This window comes from Paenibacillus sp. p3-SID867, assembly GCF_025142895.1.
GTDB lineage: Bacteria > Bacillota > Bacilli > Paenibacillales > Paenibacillaceae > Paenibacillus_AQ.
This window is the reverse complement of the sequence record NZ_JAMBDM010000006.1, coordinates 67,816-88,175: the sequence shown is the minus strand read 5'-3', so window position 1 is coordinate 88,175 and position 20,360 is coordinate 67,816. Positions and strand designations below refer to the sequence as shown.

Sequence of the window (20,360 nt, the reverse complement as noted above, 5' to 3'; positions counted from 1 at the left end):
ACAACAGGCTGTAACTTAAAAAAGAGACCCGCACGCTCAATTCAGCGTACGGGTCTTGTTGTTGTATCGTTAAACCTGCCGGTATGCCTGTATTCACAAGTGATCCGGGATGTGTGCCAATGCCATGAACTTGCGAGGCAATGCTAGTCCGAAGAGATGCTATTCCTGCTTCTCGGGATCCGGATAATCCTTGCCGAGCGTATCAACCGTCACTTTCTTCATGACGGGAACCTCAAGCGGTTTGTCCATCTGATCCCGCTCCAAGCCCACGATCTCCTCTGCGGTTTCCATTCCTTCGATCACCTTTCCGAAGGATGCGTACTGAGCATCCAGCGAAGGTGCATCCGCAACCATAATGAAGAATTGCGATCCGGCGGAGTTTGGATCCTGCGCCCGGGCCATCGATAATACGCCTGTCGTATGCTTCAGGTCATTCTGAAAGCCGTTGGACGTAAACTCGCCGGGAATAGCATAGCCGGGTCCCCCCGTTCCGTTACCGTCAGGGTCGCCTCCCTGAATCATGAAGCCGGGGATGACGCGGTGAAAGCCTGTCCCATCGTAGAATCCTTGTTCCACCAGGGAGATGAAATTGTTCACCGTGTTCGGCGCAACCTCCGGATAAAGCTCAAGCTTTATCGTTTTGCCGTTCTCCATCTCAATGGTAACGATAGGGTGGCTGGCGTTCGGGTCCGGCACGTTCTGCTTAACCTCGGTTTCCTTCGGGGCTTCCGCTTCGGGTGCTGTTGCCCCGGTCGTCGAGCCCGTTCCGCCGCCTGCGCCGCTTTCGGCTCCCTTGTCATTCTGACCGCATGCCGTCATCACGAGCAGCAGCGCCAGGATGACGAATAGGGCGGGCATCCAGCGTGTTCTGCGTTTCAACATCATTGATTCCTCCTGTTATTCCTTCTCAAGCCTTAAGTAATTAATCTGTATCATATTTTATCACAGGTTGGACAAGTACTGAAAATCGAAAAAGGTGAGTATACATAATCTATAGGAAAACGTTTCGACGTAACGTAATGTCACAGAAGCCAAAGTCGGTCCTGCCTTGCACTCCATAATCAAAAAAATAAGCCTCCGGACTTGTCGCAAGTCTGGAAGCCTGAGGAAAAGGAAAGCGTTTAACTGTCTCTACTTCACCGGGAATATGCCTTCCACTTTGTTTAATGGGAGCAGAATCCGGGAACGGTTCTTATCCTTGGCGAGCAATTCAATAAAATCGGCTCCGATTCTGACCAGACGGATCCGGTTAAAGGCACCACGGGTAGAGAAGGTGGTCCGCACGCCTACCAGCACCGTTTTGCCCGGCGGCTTGACATCAAATACCCGAACCGAGTTGAGACTGGACGGCACAAAGAGCTCGCCCTGTACCTTGATGAAATTTTTCGGGAATACCCGCTGCAAACGTCCGGGTTCCAAACCGGTGTTCGGTGCGTTGACTTCTACCAGATGACCGGTTAAAGAGGCCAGCCGCTGCTGCAGCGTGATTTTATGTCCGCAGGGACGGATCGGCAATCCTTTCATATCAGCATCATCCTTCCAGGGTCGTATGGTGTAGTGTATGTTGGAAGGTATGACATGGGTGAACGTAGAGGTTACATTTCCGGTGTGAAGGATCAGGAAGATGAAGAGTTTCCGCGGTTGCTCGTTTCGCTGCCATCCGGCTTCTCGTGTTTGATGCTGTCGGGTAACGGGATACTGTCCGGATATGAATCCTCGACAAACAGGCCAAAATCCTCATCAATGTCGCGTTCGGTCACTAAACGCGGGTTCTCGTCAGGATGCTTCTTCATCGGCTGTTCCTCCTATTAAATCTAGTCTTTGAAATGGTGGCTAGTATAAGAACTGATAGCTCGACCCATACTGTTTTACTATAAAAGATGTTGTATGGGAGGCATAGGCATGGAAAGAAAGGGAAACATATTAACAGCACTCATATGGGGTACCTTGATCGGCATCCTGCTGTGGATGTCATTTCTCGGCTGGCTGGATATCATATTCGGAAAATAGAGGATCGAACCCATACAAGTATAAGGCCCGCCTTCCTATTAGGGAGGCGGGTCTTGCCGGTTTAGTCGTCCTCACCATGGCTGCCGTTTAGTAGATCGGTTCCGTGCATCTGCTCCGTTGGCGGGGCGGCTGGGTCCACCGGGCTGTTAGCCGCTATGGCGTCCGCATCCGGTACATCCTCCAGCGGCTGGTATTCATCTTCTTCGGACGGGTAATTCGTAAAAATGTCCTGATTTAAAAACGCAGTACCGCTGCCGGTTAATGAAGCGTCAGCTGCAAGCCGCCGCTCTGTATCGCCGGAGTATTGGCCGATAATTTCGTCTCCGGGGCGAGAAGGGGGCTCATCTTCGGCGGCTCGCCATTCCCGATCCGTTACATCATCTGCGACATCGCGAATGTAAGTTTCATCGACGGGTCGATCCCGTTCGATCCGGTCTGCTTCGGCCAGTCCCGAGGAGGAAAAGCTTCTCTCGTCGGCAATGGTCCGCTGATCGGGATCGGCACCGGTCGCTTCCCATGCATCGATGGCGCTGTGATCCGGGTTCAGACGTTCTTCCGGTTTCGCATCCGCAGGCGCAGCTTCATTCTGATCGTAGGCAATGTGGTCCGCGTCTTCGCTGCTTAAACTTTGCTCCGTGTAGGTGTTGACGTCTCTCAGATCATCTTGTGGAATCATGTCCGTATCCTCGACTCTCCGTTTGGCCTCGAATTCCAAATATGTCAAATCTGCCAGCGTATTGCGGTTATTTTCGTCTCGCATAGGGTCCATCTCCTTCCAAGTGTTCAAATCCAATAGGTTTCTATACTTCGACTTTACCCGCTGAATCAAGAATGAATCTTGGATCTTTTCAGGTTATGATAAACCAAACAAGTTTTATCTTTCCCTGTCATTTGCCGTATTATGAATATTTTTTAAATTGGAAAAATGGACGTAATTCAAGACAAACGGGAGAAAATGAATGATATCGTGGGATAGGTTCCTTAAATTGAATAATGAAATTTTGAAATGATCCCGTTATAATCGAAAAAGTGATTATCGGACCAGGACAATCCTGAGAGTGGATTGTCAAACCACTATAATAGAACAGGAAGTGATCAGGACTTTGTTTCAATGGATTAAACAAGGCTTCTTTGGCAACTCGCGCAGGGATATTTTGTCAGGATTGACGGTAGCGTTCGCTCTCATACCGGAAGCGATCGCATTCTCCATCATGGCTGGCGTCGATCCCATGGTTGGACTCTATGCCTCTTTTGTGATAGCAGTCAGTATTTCATTCTTTGGGGGCCGTCCCGGCATGATCTCCGCAGCAACAGGGGCCATGGCGTCATTAATGGGGCCGCTCGTGGCGATGCACGGGATCGAGTATTTGTATGCGGCAACCATTCTTACAGGTATTTTGCAATTGTTGATGGGGGCGCTCAAATTCGGGCGGTTTATTACATTTGTTCCCCAGCCGGTCATCACCGGATTCGTGAACTCGCTGGCCATCATCATATTTCTGGCCCAGCTTCCGAATTTCAAGGGCGAGTCGTGGCCCATGTACTTGATGGTCATCGGAACGCTGCTTATCATCTACTTGCTGCCGCTGATTACCAAAGCAGTTCCTTCGGCGCTTGTTGCCATCATTGTGATGACCATCATCGCGGTGTGGTTCAAAGCTCCTGTGCAAACGGTGGGCGACATGGGCAACATTACGCAGGCTCTTCCGTTCTTCCACATTCCGAATGTAACCATCAGTTTGGATATGATCATGACGATATTGCCTATATCTCTGGCTCTTGCTGTCGTCGGGATGACGGAATCGCTGCTGACGGCGTCACTCGTGGATGAGATGACGGAGACCGGCAGCGACAAGAACCGTGAAATCCGCGGGCAGGGTGTTTCCAACGTGATCACTGGTTTCTTCGGCGGCATGGCCGGTTGCGCCATGATCGGACAGACAGTGATTAATGTCAAATCAGGCGGTCGCACCCGGTTATCAACGCTGGTGTCCGGTGTGTTCCTGCTGTTTCTCATCATTGTGCTCGGTGATGTCGTGAAACAAATTCCGATGGCAGCGCTTGTCGGGGTCATGTTTATGGTTTCCATCGGTACATTTGAATGGGGATCGCTTCGCACACTTCATCGTGTACCACTAGGTGATGCCATTGTCATGCTGGCAACGGTAATCATCGTGGTGGCCACGCATAATCTGGCCATCGGGGTCATGATCGGAATTATATTAAGCGCGCTGAATTTCGGCTGGAAAATGGCAAAAATCCATGCCGTACCGCATGTGCAGCCAAACGGTACGAAGGTATACGAAATCCGGGGACCGTTATTTTTCGGAACGATGATGTATTTTGTAAACCTGTTTGACGTAAATGAGGACCCTGAGCAGGTCGTGATTGATTTTTCCAAATCCCATGTATGGGATCAGTCAGCTACCAATGCTATTTCCAAGGTATTGAATAAGTACAAGGAAGCGGGTAAAGACATCAGGCTCGTAGGGTTGAACGACGAAAGTCAGCGGATGGTTGATAAAGTCGGCCTTGCTTCAAGCTCCACACACTAGAGGTGTAAGGGATTGCTTTTAACCTTAGGGTTAAGGGCGATCCCTTTTCATTTGCCTGTATGTAATAAAAAATTTACAAACGGAACAGACGTTTCATGTTATATTGATTGTAAATGAACACGAAGTTTGTCGAATTAGCTGCACAGAGAAGATGCGGACTTTTATTGACTATAGACGGTTAGAGGTGCTGACTAGATGAAGGATATGCCCAAATCCATATTCCTGCTTCTGCTGGTGGTACCGCTGCTGCTGATTATATCGACCATATCACCGGGAAAATCGGACGCAAAGAGTTCTCAAATCGTGATATCCGATTGGCAGTTTATGTGGGATAACGAACAACAGGAGGTTGTTTCGCCGGTCAACCTGCAGGGAAGAAGCTGGTTGGCGGGAATACCAGACAAGAAGGGACCCCCCGAGTCAGATGGGGTATATTCAGCATGGAATCGTTTTACTTTACCGGCTCTCCCTTGGAAACATTCTGCCATCATGATTGACCGCATCAAGGGACAGGATGTTGTGGCTTTCTTGGAGAATGAACAGGTGTATGAAGCCAAGCGAGACTATATGTACACGAATCATTCTCTTCTGCTTCCGGTCCATCCGGATGATGCCGGCAAGACCGTTTATATATGGACGAACGGCGTCAGGGATATGACGTTAGGCATCGAAGGCGATATTATACTTGGCGAATATGAGCATTTGCGTGGAAGCTTTATCAAGAAGGACCTGGAAGATTTCATATTGGGCAGCTCGTTTCTGTTTATTGCGATGGTCATGTTCTTTTGCTGCTTGTTCCTTCCGAAGCATACGGTATCCAGCTGGCTGTCGCTTAGCGTGGTTATTCTGGCAAGCGGGGCTATGCTTACTACGTATTCACCGTTCCTATACACTTTCTATGGAGACCAAGGCAGCGTGTGGGTCTCGGTGTTTGATATTTCACTCTTCGCCGTGCTGCCGGCGCTGTATTACTATTTTGAGAATATATATGGCCCCGGGCCCTATCGAGTCATTCGCTACTGCCGAAGATTTCAAATAGCCTATTCCGTCATATGCCTGATATTTCTAGTTGCCCATGTGGTCAGCCATCATTCATTTTATGAGATCTACTATTTGGTTTCGGTGAAGATCCTGGGTATTCTGATTATCCTGCAGATGCTGCTGCTGGTCGGTACTACGATTCTGTATGCTTCCAAGCGGAACAAGGACGCTTATATCTTTTCTGTAGGCTTCGGGATGATGGCGTTAGCGACGCTCGGAGATCTGCTGGCTTTTTATTACCATGACGGGGAATATCATTTCTTTTTATGGAAGTGGGGCATTATCGGACTGATTGTCTCTTTGATTGTCATGCTGGGCCGTAAATTCGTCCGCAGCCATGAGCAAGTGCTGCAGTATTCCAGGAAACTGGAGATGTTTAATAATGAGCTTCAGCGATCGGAGAAGATGGAGATCATCAGCGAGCTGGCCGCCTCAGTAGCACACGAGGTTCGTAATCCACTGCAAGTGACACGCGGCTTCATGCAGCTGCTGGCACAGAACACCAAACAGGTGGAGAAGGAGTATTTTGGCCTGGCGCTGAAGGAGCTGGACCGGGCTTCGGGAATCATCACGGATTTCCTCACATTTGCCAAGCCTGAATTGGAGAACGAGACCAAGCTGAATGTGTATGAAGAGTTGAAGCATGTAAAAGGCATCCTGCTGCCGCTTGCCAATCTTAGCGGGGGCTCGATCGAGCTGGATAACGCAAAGGAATTATTCATGACGGGTAATTCTTCCAAACTCAAACAAGCGATGATTAATATCGTCAAGAACAGTATCGAAGCACTGGATGGAGAAGGGGTTATTCGCATATGGGCCTATGCCAAGGGAGAAGAAGTGGTCATTCACATCAAAGATGACGGCATCGGAATGGATGCTGCGGATCTTGAGAGACTTGGCGAGGCTTATTTCTCCAATAAGTCCAAAGGGACGGGGCTTGGGTTGATGGTTACCATTCGAATCATCGAAGCGATGCATGGCACCATTCATTTTGTTAGTGAGAAGGGCAGCGGGACCGAGGCTATTATCCGCTTTCCGGCCGTATCTGCTACGCAGGAATCGGAAGTATAAATGGAAGAGAGATACCATAACGGTGTCTCTCTTTGTTACGTCTATAATAGAAAATTTTATCATTTTTCCGAATATTAGAAGGTGGAAGGTTTTGTTGCATCGAATAACACAGTAAGAGTTTCACTCATTATAATGTTTGAGGTGCGTCAATGAAGTCTGGATGGAGAATCGCTGTGTTCCTGATCATCGTATTTACTTTAAGCCAGGGGCTCCCCAGGCTTGTCTTTGCCACCGAAGAAACGGCAGTTCGTGCAGCGATTAAGGAGTGGAGGATCCTCTGGTCGGAGTCCCGGGGGATACCGGAGAGCGTGCCCGTTCATATCAATGACTGGATGGAAACTTCGGCCGGTGATTCGAAGCCTTTTAAGCCGCATACCAAGGCATCCGCGTGGATTCATATGAAGATTCCCGAGATCGCATCCGCATCCCCTGGCATTTTGATTGATAAGCTCCACGGACAACAGGTTGCGGTTTATGCGAACCATGAGAAGATTTACGAATCTACCCGAACGTACAATTATGAGCTTAATTACATCTTGCTTCCTCTGAATCAGAACATGCTCGGCAAGGACCTTCACATCTGGCTGGAGACCGCTAGGGATCATGTGACGATTGAAGGGAAAATCCTCGTCGGCGAGTATCAGGACATGTTTAATCGGTTTATCAAGTCGAATTTAATGGACATCATTCTTGGGAGTGCCTTTATATTTATCGCATTGGTGATGTTGATCTGCGCTATTTTTTTGAACAGAAAATATTTGGTCGCTGTATTATCCCTTTCTTGCATTATTTTATCTGTAGGCATACTGGTGTTTACATACTCCCCGTTTCTTTATACGATTTTTAATCAATATGGAAATATTTACACTCACTTATATGACATCTCATTATTTATCTTACTTCCTTCGTTCAGTCTCTTTTTTGAAACCATCTTTGGGCCAGGCTGGAAGGGCTTGCTGCGCAAACTCCGCAAGTTCCAGATATTTTACTCGCTGTTTTGCGGGTTGTTTCTGATTGTTAATCAATGGGGTTCGAATCAATGGTTCGATCTGTATTATTTCTTCTCCGTTCATGTAATGGGTATTGTGATGATCGTTCAATTTGTATTGCTGGTCGGAAGCTCCATGTATTATGCCGTGAAGGGTAATAAGGACGCTGTTATTTTTAATGCAGGCTTTGCAATCTTCGCAGTTGTGGGCTTAAGCGAGCTGCTGCAATTTTTCCTCACCCGTGGCAGCTACAATCTCTTCCTCTGGAAATGGGGGATTGTCAGCTTCATTATTGCCTTGATTGTCATTCTGGGACGGCATTTTGCCAAAAACCACGAACGGATTCTTCAATACTCCAAGGAGCTTGAGATGTTCAACAATGAACTACAGCGATCGGAGAAAATGGAGATCATCAGTGAGCTTGCAGCATCGGTTGCGCATGAGGTTCGTAACCCGCTGCAAGTTACGCGGGGATTCCTGCAGCTTCTCACCGGAAAAGCCCAAGCCGCGGAACGCGAATATTTGGAGTTGGCTCTGGTGGAATTGGACCGTGCATCCGGCATTATTACGGATTTCTTGACCTTTGCCAAACCGGAATTCGGCAAAGACACCGTGCTTCGGGTTGCGGAGGAGTTTAAACATATCGAAGGCATACTTGGTCCGCTTGCCCACCTCCAAGGAGGCAAGATTACCGTTGATATTCCGGAGGATATTACGATTCGGGGGAATTCCTCGAAATTTAAGCAGGCTTTTATCAACATTGTTAAGAATAGCATCGAGGCGCTGGGCGAAGAGGGATTGGTTCATATCCGCTGCTATCGCCAGCAGGACCAGGTATTTATTCATGTTGTAGATAATGGCGAAGGGATGGAGCCGGATGTGTTGGCACGGCTGGGAGAGCCTTATTTCTCCAACAAAACCAAAGGCACGGGGCTTGGCCTGATGGTGACATTCCGAATTATCGAAGCCATGAATGGAGACATTTATTTTACGAGTAAAAAAGGAGTGGGGACGGATGCTGTCATTACGCTTCCCGCAGCTGGCGAATAATTCGCTAAGCTGCGGCAGCGCTTTGACGGCGATCGTCCCCACTCTTTGAGCCGATTACATCTATTTATGAAATGTCCAGGCTGTTATGTAGTCTTTACCAGATGGCTTTTGCTTTGGCTTCTGACTTGATCACGCCTGATGGATTCGGAGGAATGACCAGATACAGCTCGTTAGGGTTCTCTTCAAGCGTTCGAATCTCGATGTGGTCGGGAATCCGTACCCCAAGAACTTCCTTGATGGCGGATTTCGGATCGCTAAGCAATTTTGCCTTAAAGCTAGGATCCTCCCAAGCTTTTTGAATCAATTGTGTTTGAAAGATGGCTTCTGTCGTCATAAGAATCACCCTTTCAAATAAATTGGTTATTTTTTACTCTTAAAGAATACCATGGAACAAATATAAAATCTATTATTTTTTGCTTAGAATAGACAAGTAATAGTTTAATCCGCCAAAAGAAAGGGTTTCTTTACTGTTTTCGATATGATTCGCTTCGGCTTGAAGCTCGTCTACCATCGTTTGATGAAAGGAGATGAGATTGGGGGCTTCTATATCTACCGATAAGAGATGGGCATGGGTCGCTGCAGCAATGTCTGCATAGGGTTTCAACGCGTTGTTGATATAGATGGCTTCTTGAACTTCGGTCATCGTCAGATTTGTGTCGCACGGTCGTCCCAATTCCGATTTAATGAGAGACAGCAGGCAATTGTAGCTGCCATCCGCAAGATCCTGCTTCCAATCGGTCCAATCGTCCATCATCTGCAAGGTAAGCAAAACATGGTTCATTACATCATTCGTTCGTGGAATGAGGCCTGCTTGATCAGATAAAAGCAATGCTGCCGTGCTTCCCAGCTTTACGGGAGCTGCCTTTTTTGCAACCTTGATAGGGTTGTGCTTGAAGTAATCATCCTGGGTTTCATGGATAACGCCTTCCGACCATTCGTGCGTGTAGTTTTTGAAATAAGACCAGAAGTCGGAGTTTGCTGGAAAATAGGGTTGATAGGATGTGAGAAACTCGTAATACAGCAGGTTAGCAAGTGCGAGATGATGTTTCGAATCTGTGGAAGACTGACTGTCATGGGGCGAGTCCATTATGTCGTCTTGAATGAAGTAGTATAACATGCCGATAATGTTGGCCGCTGAGAGGTGTCGGTATACATCGGCGGGGAGTTCGGTCAGTTCTTTCATCCAAAAAGGAAGCAGATAACAAATGTAATTTTTGGAACTGTCCTGCTCGAACACGTCAAACTTTCTTAAGTAGGAAAGACCGATTTCATTCAAGGGAGCAGGGAGCTCGGATAACCTTGCTTCGCAGACTGCGAATGCAGCAGCAAGATCGTCCTCGAATGGCTTGAACCAGTTCATGCAATCACCAACCCTATTCTATTTTTAAGGTACATGTGCTTACTTGCTATATTAACATGAATATTCATAGAGTTAAATATTACCAGTTATATGACTGGATAATCATGGGTTTTTTGAGATCTGCGGGGAGGCCTTTTGCAGACGCTATATCGTTTTTTTTGTTTGATTAGGGCGGCTGGCGTTTAAGTTAGGAATGTACAGCGATAACCGAAAATGACCATTAGGAGGAATTCATATGACTCAGAAAATTGTAGGAGCTTTTCGGACGGAGCAGGAAGCAACCCGGGCCATTGAGGAACTAAAGCAGCAAGGTTTCAGAGCCGATGAAATCTCTGTCATTGCCAAAGATCGCGGTGAATCTTCTCATATTCAGGAGGAGACCGGCACCAAGGCACCTGAGGGCTTGGCATCCGGTGCGGCCACAGGCGGTGTATTAGGCGGTGTAACCGGATTGCTGGCCGGCTTAGGTGCATTGGCCATTCCAGGCATTGGTCCGATCGTCGCGGCTGGTCCGATCGCGGCAACCCTTACGGGAGCAGCCGTTGGCGCCGGCGCGGGCGGATTGGTAGGTGGTCTCATTGGACTCGGAATTCCGGAAGAGCAAGCCGAGGAATATGGGGGCTATGTGGATGAAGGCCATATTCTGGTCATGGTGGATGCAGATGAAACGAACGGTGGCCGGGTATATGATATATTCCGCAGCAATAGCGCCCTAAATGAACATCATTACCGTGAGGAAGGCACCTATAGCGGTTCCGGTGCGCCGGTAGATTCACGTTCCGAAGCAGCGGCTGCCACCGAGGATGCGGTTCCGGACCCTAATCTGTATCAAGGTTATGGTGATGGTAATGGCGGTGCCATAAGTCCGGATCGGGATGAGATCTCGAAGAGACGGTAAACTTCATTTATAGATATGGATTATCAATAACAACCCGCCCGGGATGAACCGGGCGGGTTGTTATTGCGCGTTAGCGAGTGTTTACCGCTTACTGCGCTGTCTCTGTGTTCCCCTCGGCCCGTAACCGGGACCGCCGCCAGGACCGTGTCCGTGTCCGGGACCACCAGGACCACCAGGACCGCCTGGATGCCACGGACCCGGACCGTATCCCGGTCCGCCAGGATGCCATGGGCCATGTCCATGCCCGTGTCCAGGAAATCCGTGACCGGGATATCCCGGATAAAACGGAGGGAAAGGATAGATCGGATAATAAGGTGGATAGTATGGATAAGGATAGAACGGATATCCGGGGAAGAGCCCTGGAATACCCAGGCTTGTTTGGGATTGCAGGCCTCTTTTTGGATGATGATTCAAGCCATGCACCTCTTTCTATCAGATAGGTTATTTCATCCTATGTAGAAGCGGAGGTGAAGGGCACATATCCAGTTAAAAATAGGCGAACGACCATCGTTGATATGTATAGCAGCGGTATATACTGTCGGGTAATAGATTCAGATCTATAACCTAGCAAATAAAAAGGGTGCACATGACCTCCCCGCTAGGGGGAAGGATCAAATGCACCCTCAGTATCTGCGTCAAATATATTGAAGACCTGTTGTGTACGGGAGAGGGATAGGTTCAGGTTCAAAGGTTATGCTTCCGTTAGCCCGATAAGAGGATTCCGGATCAAACAGGATCGAGAGCAAACCCTCATCATCCAGTTCCAATACTTCATTGTTCAAGCTAAGACGGTAAGGACCATGCTCGCCATCTGCCTGAATCAACCCCTCAGGCAGCGCGGGAGCCAACTGACGGAGCAGTTCCGGGCCGCTAACCAAATACACGGTCCCCTCATTCTGAATATATTCAGGCTTGATGCCGGCGGATTGGATTAACGCTGCCAGCTCGTTATCCTGCCATGGCAGTGGAACGGTTAGCTCTGACAGGTTGAAGGAAGAGATCGCCTCGGCTATGACCAGCGCAGCCGCTTCAGGACTTCCCCCCCATTCTACAAGGGTAGATTCTCTCGAAGGAGTCATCACAGCTCCGGGTACGGCGATGATAGCAAATGCAGTCAACACGCCGTCTTCTTCGGCGACAAGCACCTGCTGCTCAAGGCGGATCACGTTGGAGTAGGCGCTCGCACCCAGCAGCTTGTTAAGCTCCGAAGCCGTGGTAACATAACCGGCTTCCCGCTGTTCCATTAGCCTTTGAAGGTGGAATAAATCCTGCGGCTGCATTGCCCGGATGCGCACTTGTTTTCCCGTTACCGCCCGTAAGGGCTCAGTGACGGCCGGGTCTAGACGGAACCGGAGTGCACGGCCGAACAAACGGCTGCCTGCCCGGGTATACAGGGATCTTCCGCCGGAAATGAGGATCAAGGATGCCCCCGAAGCTTCGCCATGACGGATACACTGTTCCAGGAGACTGCCTGCGAGTCGCTGACCCCGGTATTCCGGATCTGTGCAGACGGAGCCGATGGAGTAGACATTTAATCGGGCACCGCGAGTTTGAATGGTAAATGGTACGAATCCCATGAATGAAACGAGTTTGTCTTGATCCCATGCACCGTAGGAATGGCTGATTCCCGGCGAGAATATCGGAGGAAAGGACACCCCCATAGAAGGCTGTTCCGGCTGCTTCAGAAATATACGGTCGGACAGCTCAACAGCTTGATGTAGTTGATCGCTTTTCATAATAGAAATGTTCACTCGATTGACGCCTCCCCTATGTATGTCGCTTGTTACCAGTATAAAGTCATTGGGCGTGGAATTTCCAGTAAACGTTTGCAAATTTCTTGTCTGCCAGCTCCGCCGTTAATCTTTGACCGATGGAGTACTAATTGTGTGCGAGGAAGCGATGATTTTCGGGTAATATAATGTACGAATTTGACGCACCGGAGGGATGAGCTTGCCAAGTTTTGTTGATTCCATGATTTTATTATGCGGCGCCTTGCTAGTGACAGGTGTATTGACCACCAAATTTTCTTCTCGCTTCGGCATGCCCGCCCTGGTGCTGTTTATTGCCATCGGGATGATTCTCAGCCGCTTCATTTATTACGATAATGCGGAGCTCACACAGCTGGTCGGCATATTTGCGTTGATTGTCATATTGTTTCAGGGCGGGATGCAGACTGATTTCAAAGAAATCAAGCCGGTTATGGGGACGGCCATTTCACTTGCAACGATAGGTGTCTTGCTGACAACAGTTGTCGTCGGAATATGCGCTGCATTCATTCTGGATATTTCGTTACAAGAGGGGCTGTTAATTGGTGCGATTGTTGGTTCGACGGACGCGGCGGCCGTGTTCTCGGTTCTCGGCGGAACGAATTTGAAGAAACGGATTCGAATGACGCTGGAGGCTGAATCCGGAAGCAATGACCCGATGGCGGTATTTCTAACCGTATCCCTTATCGAATGGATCGAATACCCGGAACTGAATTTGATCGGTCTTATTTTATCGTTCGTAATGGAGATGGGACTGGGTCTGGTTGTCGGTGTTCTTATCGGAATGCTGGCCGTATATGTGATCAATCGTATCAATTTCGATTCCTCGGGCTTATATCCCGTAACGGCACTGGGATTCGCCGTAATGACTTATGCCGCCGCCGCTTGGCTTGGAGCCAGCGGTTTGCTCGCCGTGTACGTGATGGCTTTGCTGCTCGGCAATACCGAGCTGACATACCGCAAGACGATTCAGGCATTTAACCAAGGTTTCGCCTGGATGATGCAGATCGTCATGTTTGTGCTGCTCGGGCTGCTTGTTTTCCCGAATGAGCTGTCGGAGGTTGTATGGCAAGGACTGTTATTGTCCCTGATTCTCATATTTATAGCCAGGCCGATTGGCGTGTTCAGCAGCCTGTTGTTTACCAAATTTGCCATGCGGGAGAAAATATTAATTTCATGGGCGGGCCTTCGCGGGGCCGTACCGATCGTCCTGGCTACATATCCCGTTCTGGCGGGAATCAAGCATGGAGAATTGTTTTTTAATGTCGTGTTCTTTGTTGTGTTGACCTCAGCGGTGATCCAAGGCACCACGATCTCTCCGCTCACGCAAATGCTTTCGCTGGTGGAGAAGGATAAAGTCAAAGCACCGACTTTATTAGAGTTAATGGCTCTTGGAAAAACGGATTCCGAGGTCAACCATATTCTGGTGGATGGGGAGATGCCCATTGTCGGCAAGGAGATTCAGCAGCTGAATCTGCCGGACGATATTCTTTTTACGGCTATTATTCGGGAGAAGCGGATCATTACGCCTAAGGGGAGTACGGTCATTGAGGCAGGGGATACTTTATATGTCATGAATCCGAAGCAAAAGCGGAAGGAAATGAAAACGATCCTGGGGTTGTCTTAAGATTACTTGCAGCCGGAGAAATATGATGCCTATCATAGCAGTTGATCTTAAAAATAAGTTAGGATAGGTATAAATAGAAGGTAATTTCTTCATCCTATCTTCATCTGATAAGTTTCCGATTCCCTTTGCAAAAGAGATAAGAATCTGTTATGATTAATACAAGGATTTAGAATAAGTCTAAATACAATAACAAAGGAGACGATATAGATGAATAACTTAACCCAACAAACACAAGGAACGACAACCAATGAACTTCAACAAATTTTGAACACGCAGGTAGCCAATTGGAGTTTGCTTGGCGTGAAGCTTCACCACTATCACTGGTATGTAAAAGGTCCTCAGTTCTATATGCTGCACGAGAAATTCGAGGAACTGTACAACACAGCAGCTGGTTATGTGGATGAGCTGGCAGAGCGGATGCTGGCCATTGGCGGCAAACCGGCAGCCAGTATGGCGCAATATCTGAAACTGGTCACGCTGAAAGAGGTTTCTGATGAAAACACGGCCGAGCAGATGGTCGGACAGCTGGTTGCGGATTTCGAGCAGCTTGCCGGCGAACTGAAGGCGGGAATCGAAGCCGCAGATCAAGAAGGTGACGACGCTACATCCGATCTGTTGACCGGCATGGTCAGCGATGTACAGAAGCATACCTGGATGCTGAATGCCTTCTTGGGTAAATAATTTCACATCTATATGCTTGCGTCGCCTGACGGATTGCGATAATAAAGAGGGAGATCGACCCGATTGGGTTGATCTCTTTTTTGTAAATCTTGCGTGTGATGTTGTAAGATTAAATTTGAAATTTATTGCGTCTTTCTTCAATGAACTGCGTATATAGTTTATAGTTACTTTTAATGTTGGATAGGAGTAGTGAGGATGACAGAGATGGAATCACGACAACAGCTGGAGTCGCAGCTTCAAGAGATTTTGAAATGGGAGAAAGAGCAGAAGGATGTCATGTTCTGGGAGAAGCTCGGAAGAATTCCTTTCATGCTGCTGGATCGCCTCACGCCTAAGGCTGTTCAAGAGAAAATCGGAAGCGCCTTGAATGAGGTAGGCGGATTTATTCAGAGCGGCGGGAAGCATCTGGTTCGCGAGAAGTCGGTTATGAACGTTCTGGCACAGGCAGCGGGATTGGACGGTCCGAATTCGATTTCCGGCCCTTCCGTAAAGTCCGCTCCGGAGGAATCCATTGAAGATGAGAACGAAGAGGAGGTAGCGGCGACTTCCGGGCTTACGCTGGCATCTGCCGCGAAGCTGCCGCTCCAAGTCATGGATACTGCAGCGGATACGCTGACGGTAAAACGAGTCAAATTCGCCGCAGCGCAAGGAGCAGCCACGGGAATCGGGGGGATATTTACGATAGCGGCCGATCTGCCGATGGTGCTCGGTCAATCGCTTAAGGTGCTGCAGGAGATGGCGCTTTGTTACGGTTATGATCCGAACGATCCCCGGGAGCGGGTGTTTATCGTGAAGTGCTTGCAGTTTGCATCTGCCGATATCGTGGGAAAAAAAGCGGTGCTCGAGGAACTCGCCACTTTTGATGATGAACAAATGACAGAGCAGGTATTCTCACAGCTGCAGGGCTGGCGTGAGGTCGTTCAGTCTTATACCGATAACTTCGGGATGAAGAAGCTGTTTCAGCTGATTCCGATCGCGGGGATTGTATTCGGTTCGATCAGCAACAAAGGGACGATCAGCGATGTGGCCGAAGCGGGGAAAATGCTGTACAAGAAGCGGCGTCTGAATTACCGGCTTAAGAATATGGAATATCCCCTGTAATCGTTTAGTCCTCCTGATAAAATGACAAAAAAAGGGTTGCCCACCTTAGGCGGTAACCCTTTTTATCATCATTATGAAATTATGAAATTAGAACTGAACATCATTCAGGAAAAAGGCTACCTATCGGTTGTCCACTTTTTCCGGATAGAGGTCATGATTCATCAAACGGTTCGCAGCGATCTCCTCGTATTTGGTCCCCGGACGACCGTAATTGCAATATGGATCGATGGAAATGCCGCCCCGCGGGGTAAATTTGCCCCATACCTCGATATATCTCGGATCCATCAGCTTGATGAGGTCATTCATGATAATATTGACGCAGTCCTCATGAAAGTCCCCATGATTGCGGAAGCTGAACAGGTACAGCTTCAAGGACTTGCTCTCCACCATCTTGATATCCGGAATGTAGCTGATGTAGATGGTCGCAAAGTCCGGCTGTCCTGTGATCGGGCACAAGCTTGTAAATTCGGGACAGTTGAATTTGACGAAATAGTCGCGGTAAGGATGCTTGTTGTCAAAGCTCTCCAATATGCCGGGATCATATTCAAACGTGTATTTCGTGCCTTGGTTGCCGAGCAGGGTAACGTCTTCCATTTCTTCTTTTTGTCTTCCAGCCATATAAGGTAGCTCCTTTATTAAAATGAATAAATGCTCAATCAGCGTATTTTTTATTATAACGTCACACGCCGCGTTTATTGCCCCAAACGAGCGTGTGCAATTGCGGCAGGACACGCACATCGTTCAACCGGTCGGATTGCATGACGGCATCGACAAGCAACTCGTACCGATCCAGCAGATGGGAGACCAGCGAAGTGGTATCACCTGTACCTACATCGGGATTACCGGTCTGCAAATAAAACGGCACGTTCGGGTATCGCTCATGGACCGTTTCCGCATAGCTGAGGTCTTTATCGTCAAATACGACAACCTTGAGGCTGAAGGATCTGCCTGGCGCCCGAGCGGACAGCTTGGAGACGATATCATCGAGCTTGCCCCAGTCCGTATCCATACCTGAGCTTGGCGGCTTGGGGGAGATGGTGACCTCATCAATGTCATTCAGCCAATCCTGCCAGCGTGAACCTTGGGTCTCCACGGCAACGGTAATTCCATGTCGGTGCAGCTCATCCACAAGCGTGCCGAGCTGCGAGAGAAGCGCGGGATTGCCGCCGGACAGGGTGACATGATCGAAGCGCTCACCGCCCAGCCGGTACAGCTCTTGCCAGATTTCGTCTGCATTCATGCGCGAAATGGTGTCCTTGGCCGATCCGTCCCACGTAAATGCGGAGTCGCACCAGGAGCAGCGATAGTCGCAGCCTGCCGTACGAACGAACATGGTCTTGCGGCCAACGACCATGCCTTCACCTTGAACAGTAGGACCGAAAATCTCCATCACGGGAATCGGACGGTCCACTGCTATGACCGGGGAGGAGGCAGTTGAATCGTTCTCAGGCTTTACATGCACATTATTCATCGATCATCCACTCCCGTCTGACCTCAGCGTAGCTGGTCGGCGTCTCGAACAGGCGAACGAATTCGGTTCGTGTGCCTTGTTGCTCGTGCGACTCTCTGCTGCGAAGGGATTCTTCCATTTTTTCAAACAGCCAGACCACCATGTTTTCCGCTGTTGTGTTCATTGGCGGTAGGGTCTCGTTCAAGTAACGGTGATCCAGATAAGGTTCAATGTCTGTTTTCCAGCAGTCCTTAATGTCCCCGAAATCCACGGTAATGCCCACTTCATTGGGAGTACCGCTGATACCAAAGACCACTTTGTATGTGTGGCCGTGCAGGTTCTTGCATTTACCCTCATAGCAATGCAGATGATGGGCAGCATCAAAGGTAAACTCCTTAGAGACAAGCACCCGCTTCCGATGGTAACGCAGGCTTCCGGCATCGATATCCTCGCCAAGCTTCTGCAGATGCTCTACAATGCGGAAAGCCCCGGGCTCGCGGCTCATATCAGACGCCCCCTTCGGATACATGATTACGGCGCTGCATATAGTTATCGAGCCCCGCTTTTCTCAGCTTGCATGCAGGACATTCCCCGCAGCCATCGCCCTTGATGCCGTTATAGCAGGTTAACGTATGGTCGCGAATGTATTCAAGTGCATTCATCTGGTCGGCTAGCTCCCAGGTTTCCGACTTGTCGAGCCACATGAGCGGCGTGTGAATGACGAACGGGTAATCCATGGCCAGATTCAGCGTAACGTTGAGTGACTTAATGAAGCTATCCCGGCAATCGGGATAACCACTGAAATCCGTTTCGCATACGCCCGTGATCAGATGTTTGGCACTGATGCCCTTGGCCAGCACAGCGGCAAAGCTGAGGAACAGCAGGTTTCGTCCCTCCACAAACGTAGTGGGCAAGCCGTCGCCTTCGGCAATTTCGATATCGCTGCGCGTCAGCGCATTCGGTGCCAGCTGATTAAGCAGGCTCATATCAAGCACGGTTTGCTTCACGCCTTGTTCCTTGGCGATCTGTGCCGCGCATTCTATTTCAAGCTTATGGCGTTGGCCATAATCAAAGGTTACGGTTTCCACTTCGGCGAAGCGTTCCTTCGCCCAGAACAGGCAGGTGGTGCTGTCTTGACCACCGCTGAAAACAACGACCGCTTTTTCATTTTTAAGCATAAAAAAACCTCTCATCCTTCATATTTTAAGAACAGCCAAAAGGGCTGAACCTGTAGAAGAAAGAGAAGTTCATTGAACTGAATCCGTAAAAAAACAAGCCTTATTCTTAGGGTGCAGTACCGAATAAGACACGATAGTTTTTTATAGAGGGAGTTCACGAACCTCTCCCACACGCCGCGAGAGGCGCATGGATTGTCTTCTGTTGTCCTTGTGACCGCATAGGGTGTTAGAATCCAGCATGCAGTCTGATTACGCCCTCTATTATAACACGGCCCGATTATTTGATAAACACTCCGCCAAAGGGAATTGCTTCCCGCAGAAAACGCTTGATGATGCCTTCATCGTTTAATTCGTCCACGAGTCGCTGATTCTGGCGTCCCGCTTGAAACAACACGTAACCGTCACCGGTCAGCTTCCAGTGGTAGTTCATATGCTGGCTGGCCAGATGATTGCCGTATACGGTCAGGTCCAGCTTGGCCGCTTCCGGATAGGCGATGATGCTCCCGGCGTCCACATACAACGGCTCGGTAGGATGCAGCTTGACTTTACATACCGGACCCTGGGTCAAAATGCCGATGCTGCCATTTCCGGAAAACTTCATCTTAATCGCATCCCGCGTGACCAGCATGTTCTTGATCTTAAGGATTCGTGTCTGCATCGTAACATGCTTGGTATAAAAGAAAACATGCCGAAAATCATAGAGCATGTCCTGTTCGCCTTCCAGCTCAATTTCATGCATATTGAAGCCTGGGGGGAGTGCAGCCGTAAACTGACTGGGCCCTGTAATATCGGCACGAATCCATTTTTTCTTGCGGTATATGCCTTTTACGTTCATGAGACGGTCGCTGCGTCCGGAGGAGGGCCCCCGATAGGCAACGATTTGCTCAGGATGGAGGACATGGGCCGTGTCCCCTTCAGTCAGGGAGAACGTAACCGCTTGTCCCGCTCCGCTGCCGGCTGCATCTTCCATTCGGATAATCATGGCCGCGCCTCCTTTTGCCTGGTTGGATGGTAGGGATCTGGATAAGAGCTTGTCCTATTTAGAACGATTCGTTCGGCGCATGCCGAATCGCAGGACGCGAATGATGACAAAGTATCCGGCAGCTAATGCCACGGCGGTGATCGCCACGGTCTTTATACGTTCCGCCCCGCGATTTCGTGCGGCTTCAGCCTCCTGAAGCTGGCTTACCATTTGGGTTAATTGCTGGTTCTGCTCCGCGAGATTGGAGTTCTGCTCCGCCAGCGTCAGATTTTGCTGCTGCAGCCGTTCGGAAGCGATTCTGGCTTTATCAAGTTCCTGCAGGGCTTGGTTATAGTTGTTCTTGAGCTGGTTTATTTCATCGGGCAGTCCGGAGAACTGCTGGATATTGTCGTACAAATTATTAAAGTAATTGGCGCTGGCGGTCCGTCCACCGGCCGGCAGCGCGATCCCCGCCACCAGCAATATGAGGGAAAGTTGAATTAGCTTGGATTTTGTCGGCTTATGCAAGAGGGACCACCACCATTCGATTATTTATAGTAAATACGAATCAGATTCCGACAGGTTTCTATTAATATATTACCCACATTTGCGATGGAAGTGA

General features: G+C 49.1%; 21 protein-coding genes. 8 read left to right on the top strand and 13 right to left on the bottom strand.

All coding sequences use genetic code 11. The features are described 5' to 3' along the window. Nucleotides 1-159: 159 nt before the first annotated feature. The 4 genes from M4D81_RS14005 to M4D81_RS13990 all read right to left on the bottom strand — a co-directional run bounded on the left by M4D81_RS14005 (nt 160) and on the right by M4D81_RS13990 (nt 2,770). The gene (locus M4D81_RS14005; RefSeq protein ID WP_260067126.1) at nt 160-882 is read right to left on the bottom strand and encodes a peptidylprolyl isomerase; all 723 of its coding nucleotides are present in this window, start codon (nt 880-882) and stop codon (nt 160-162) included. 249 nt (nt 883-1,131) lie between these two features. Continuing rightward, complete coding sequence (locus M4D81_RS14000; protein WP_260066945.1) at nt 1,132-1,524, bottom strand: hypothetical protein; 393 nt, start codon at nt 1,522-1,524, stop codon at nt 1,132-1,134. Nucleotides 1,525-1,616: 92 nt separating this feature from the next. Beyond that, nucleotides 1,617-1,793, bottom strand: a complete 177-nt coding sequence (locus M4D81_RS13995) for a hypothetical protein (protein ID WP_260066944.1) — start codon at nt 1,791-1,793, stop codon at nt 1,617-1,619. A 278-nt stretch (nt 1,794-2,071) separates the two neighbouring features. Next, a complete protein-coding gene (locus M4D81_RS13990) occupies nt 2,072-2,770 on the bottom strand; it encodes a hypothetical protein (protein WP_071223509.1) in 699 nt (232 codons plus the stop codon). Between the two features lie 343 nt (nt 2,771-3,113). Between M4D81_RS13990 and M4D81_RS13985 the strand changes: the two genes are divergently transcribed. The 3 genes from M4D81_RS13985 (at nt 3,114) to M4D81_RS13975 (ending at nt 8,716) form a co-directional block, all read left to right on the top strand. After that, on the top strand, nt 3,114-4,565 hold the full coding sequence (locus tag M4D81_RS13985; RefSeq protein WP_260066943.1) for a SulP family inorganic anion transporter: 1,452 nt from the start codon (nt 3,114-3,116) through the stop codon (nt 4,563-4,565). A gap of 195 nt (nt 4,566-4,760) precedes the next feature. Continuing rightward, nucleotides 4,761-6,677, top strand: a complete 1,917-nt coding sequence (locus M4D81_RS13980) for a sensor histidine kinase (protein WP_260066942.1) — start codon at nt 4,761-4,763, stop codon at nt 6,675-6,677. Between the two features lie 149 nt (nt 6,678-6,826). Next, nucleotides 6,827-8,716 carry a sensor histidine kinase gene (locus tag M4D81_RS13975; RefSeq protein ID WP_260066941.1) on the top strand — a complete coding sequence of 630 codons (1,890 nt, stop codon included), beginning with the start codon at nt 6,827-6,829 and terminating at the stop codon, nt 8,714-8,716. Nucleotides 8,717-8,810: 94 nt separating this feature from the next. Here the strand turns inward: M4D81_RS13975 and M4D81_RS13970 are convergent, their stop codons facing one another. Beyond that, a complete protein-coding gene (locus M4D81_RS13970) occupies nt 8,811-9,050 on the bottom strand; it encodes an NHLP leader peptide family RiPP precursor (RefSeq protein ID WP_071223505.1) in 240 nt (79 codons plus the stop codon). Between the two features lie 72 nt (nt 9,051-9,122). Further along, nucleotides 9,123-10,076: a hypothetical protein gene (locus M4D81_RS13965; RefSeq protein ID WP_260066940.1), complete on the bottom strand. Its 954-nt coding sequence runs from the start codon at nt 10,074-10,076 to the stop codon at nt 9,123-9,125. Between the two features lie 235 nt (nt 10,077-10,311). On the opposite strand from M4D81_RS13965, the gene M4D81_RS13960 reads away from it, so the two are divergent. Continuing rightward, the gene (locus M4D81_RS13960; protein ID WP_194541403.1) at nt 10,312-10,974 is read left to right on the top strand and encodes a general stress protein; all 663 of its coding nucleotides are present in this window, start codon (nt 10,312-10,314) and stop codon (nt 10,972-10,974) included. Between the two features lie 77 nt (nt 10,975-11,051). Beyond that, nucleotides 11,052-11,414, top strand: coding sequence for a hypothetical protein (locus M4D81_RS13955; RefSeq protein ID WP_260066939.1), 363 nt, complete (start codon nt 11,052-11,054; stop codon nt 11,412-11,414). Nucleotides 11,415-11,609: 195 nt separating this feature from the next. On the opposite strand, the gene M4D81_RS13950 is transcribed toward M4D81_RS13955, so the two are convergent. After that, nucleotides 11,610-12,725, bottom strand: a complete 1,116-nt coding sequence (locus tag M4D81_RS13950) for a GNAT family N-acetyltransferase (protein WP_260066938.1) — start codon at nt 12,723-12,725, stop codon at nt 11,610-11,612. Nucleotides 12,726-12,918: 193 nt separating this feature from the next. Between M4D81_RS13950 and M4D81_RS13945 the strand changes: the two genes are divergently transcribed. The 3 genes from M4D81_RS13945 to M4D81_RS13935 all read left to right on the top strand — a co-directional run bounded on the left by M4D81_RS13945 (nt 12,919) and on the right by M4D81_RS13935 (nt 16,149). Then, nucleotides 12,919-14,367 (top strand): potassium/proton antiporter, encoded by a 1,449-nt coding sequence (locus M4D81_RS13945; protein ID WP_260066937.1) that lies wholly within the window; start codon nt 12,919-12,921, stop codon nt 14,365-14,367. 207 nt (nt 14,368-14,574) lie between these two features. After that, a complete protein-coding gene (locus tag M4D81_RS13940; RefSeq protein WP_071223499.1) occupies nt 14,575-15,048 on the top strand; it encodes a Dps family protein in 474 nt (157 codons plus the stop codon). A gap of 195 nt (nt 15,049-15,243) precedes the next feature. Beyond that, nucleotides 15,244-16,149 (top strand): EcsC family protein, encoded by a 906-nt coding sequence (locus M4D81_RS13935; RefSeq protein WP_260066936.1) that lies wholly within the window; start codon nt 15,244-15,246, stop codon nt 16,147-16,149. Nucleotides 16,150-16,269: 120 nt separating this feature from the next. Here the strand turns inward: M4D81_RS13935 and queF are convergent, their stop codons facing one another. The 6 genes from queF to M4D81_RS13905 all read right to left on the bottom strand — a co-directional run bounded on the left by queF (nt 16,270) and on the right by M4D81_RS13905 (nt 20,266). Next, nucleotides 16,270-16,767, bottom strand: coding sequence for a preQ(1) synthase (gene queF / locus M4D81_RS13930; RefSeq protein ID WP_009591586.1), 498 nt, complete (start codon nt 16,765-16,767; stop codon nt 16,270-16,272). Nucleotides 16,768-16,828: 61 nt separating this feature from the next. Further along, nucleotides 16,829-17,620 carry a 7-carboxy-7-deazaguanine synthase QueE gene (gene queE, locus M4D81_RS13925; protein ID WP_071223497.1) on the bottom strand — a complete coding sequence of 264 codons (792 nt, stop codon included), beginning with the start codon at nt 17,618-17,620 and terminating at the stop codon, nt 16,829-16,831. Continuing rightward, nucleotides 17,613-18,104, bottom strand: coding sequence for a 6-carboxytetrahydropterin synthase QueD (gene queD / locus M4D81_RS13920; RefSeq protein ID WP_071223496.1), 492 nt, complete (start codon nt 18,102-18,104; stop codon nt 17,613-17,615). The genes queE and queD overlap by 8 nt, the downstream gene beginning before the upstream one ends. Nucleotide 18,105: 1 nt before the next feature. After that, nucleotides 18,106-18,777 carry a 7-cyano-7-deazaguanine synthase QueC gene (queC, locus tag M4D81_RS13915; RefSeq protein WP_260066935.1) on the bottom strand — a complete coding sequence of 224 codons (672 nt, stop codon included), beginning with the start codon at nt 18,775-18,777 and terminating at the stop codon, nt 18,106-18,108. Between the two features lie 277 nt (nt 18,778-19,054). Continuing rightward, on the bottom strand, nt 19,055-19,759 hold the full coding sequence (locus M4D81_RS13910) for an AIM24 family protein (protein ID WP_260066934.1): 705 nt from the start codon (nt 19,757-19,759) through the stop codon (nt 19,055-19,057). A 54-nt stretch (nt 19,760-19,813) separates the two neighbouring features. Continuing rightward, on the bottom strand, nt 19,814-20,266 hold the full coding sequence (locus M4D81_RS13905) for a cell division protein ZapB (protein ID WP_071223493.1): 453 nt from the start codon (nt 20,264-20,266) through the stop codon (nt 19,814-19,816). Between the last annotated feature and the right edge of the window lie 94 nt (nt 20,267-20,360).

Coding starts and splice junctions, on each gene's coding strand:
- M4D81_RS14005 (WP_260067126.1), bottom strand. CDS start 882: ATGTTGAAACGCAGAACACGCTGGATGCCCGCCCTATTCGTCATCCTG.
- M4D81_RS14000 (WP_260066945.1), bottom strand. CDS start 1,524: ATGAAAGGATTGCCGATCCGTCCCTGCGGACATAAAATCACGCTGCAG.
- M4D81_RS13995 (WP_260066944.1), bottom strand. CDS start 1,793: ATGAAGAAGCATCCTGACGAGAACCCGCGTTTAGTGACCGAACGCGAC.
- M4D81_RS13990 (WP_071223509.1), bottom strand. CDS start 2,770: ATGCGAGACGAAAATAACCGCAATACGCTGGCAGATTTGACATATTTG.
- M4D81_RS13980 (WP_260066942.1), top strand. CDS start 4,761: ATGAAGGATATGCCCAAATCCATATTCCTGCTTCTGCTGGTGGTACCG.
- M4D81_RS13975 (WP_260066941.1), top strand. CDS start 6,827: ATGAAGTCTGGATGGAGAATCGCTGTGTTCCTGATCATCGTATTTACT.
- M4D81_RS13970 (WP_071223505.1), bottom strand. CDS start 9,050: ATGACGACAGAAGCCATCTTTCAAACACAATTGATTCAAAAAGCTTGG.
- M4D81_RS13965 (WP_260066940.1), bottom strand. CDS start 10,076: ATGAACTGGTTCAAGCCATTCGAGGACGATCTTGCTGCTGCATTCGCA.
- M4D81_RS13960 (WP_194541403.1), top strand. CDS start 10,312: ATGACTCAGAAAATTGTAGGAGCTTTTCGGACGGAGCAGGAAGCAACC.
- M4D81_RS13945 (WP_260066937.1), top strand. CDS start 12,919: ATGAGCTTGCCAAGTTTTGTTGATTCCATGATTTTATTATGCGGCGCC.
- M4D81_RS13940 (WP_071223499.1), top strand. CDS start 14,575: ATGAATAACTTAACCCAACAAACACAAGGAACGACAACCAATGAACTT.
- M4D81_RS13935 (WP_260066936.1), top strand. CDS start 15,244: ATGACAGAGATGGAATCACGACAACAGCTGGAGTCGCAGCTTCAAGAG.
- queF (WP_009591586.1), bottom strand. CDS start 16,767: ATGGCTGGAAGACAAAAAGAAGAAATGGAAGACGTTACCCTGCTCGGC.
- queE (WP_071223497.1), bottom strand. CDS start 17,620: ATGAATAATGTGCATGTAAAGCCTGAGAACGATTCAACTGCCTCCTCC.
- queD (WP_071223496.1), bottom strand. CDS start 18,104: ATGAGCCGCGAGCCCGGGGCTTTCCGCATTGTAGAGCATCTGCAGAAG.
- queC (WP_260066935.1), bottom strand. CDS start 18,777: ATGCTTAAAAATGAAAAAGCGGTCGTTGTTTTCAGCGGTGGTCAAGAC.
- M4D81_RS13910 (WP_260066934.1), bottom strand. CDS start 19,759: ATGATTATCCGAATGGAAGATGCAGCCGGCAGCGGAGCGGGACAAGCG.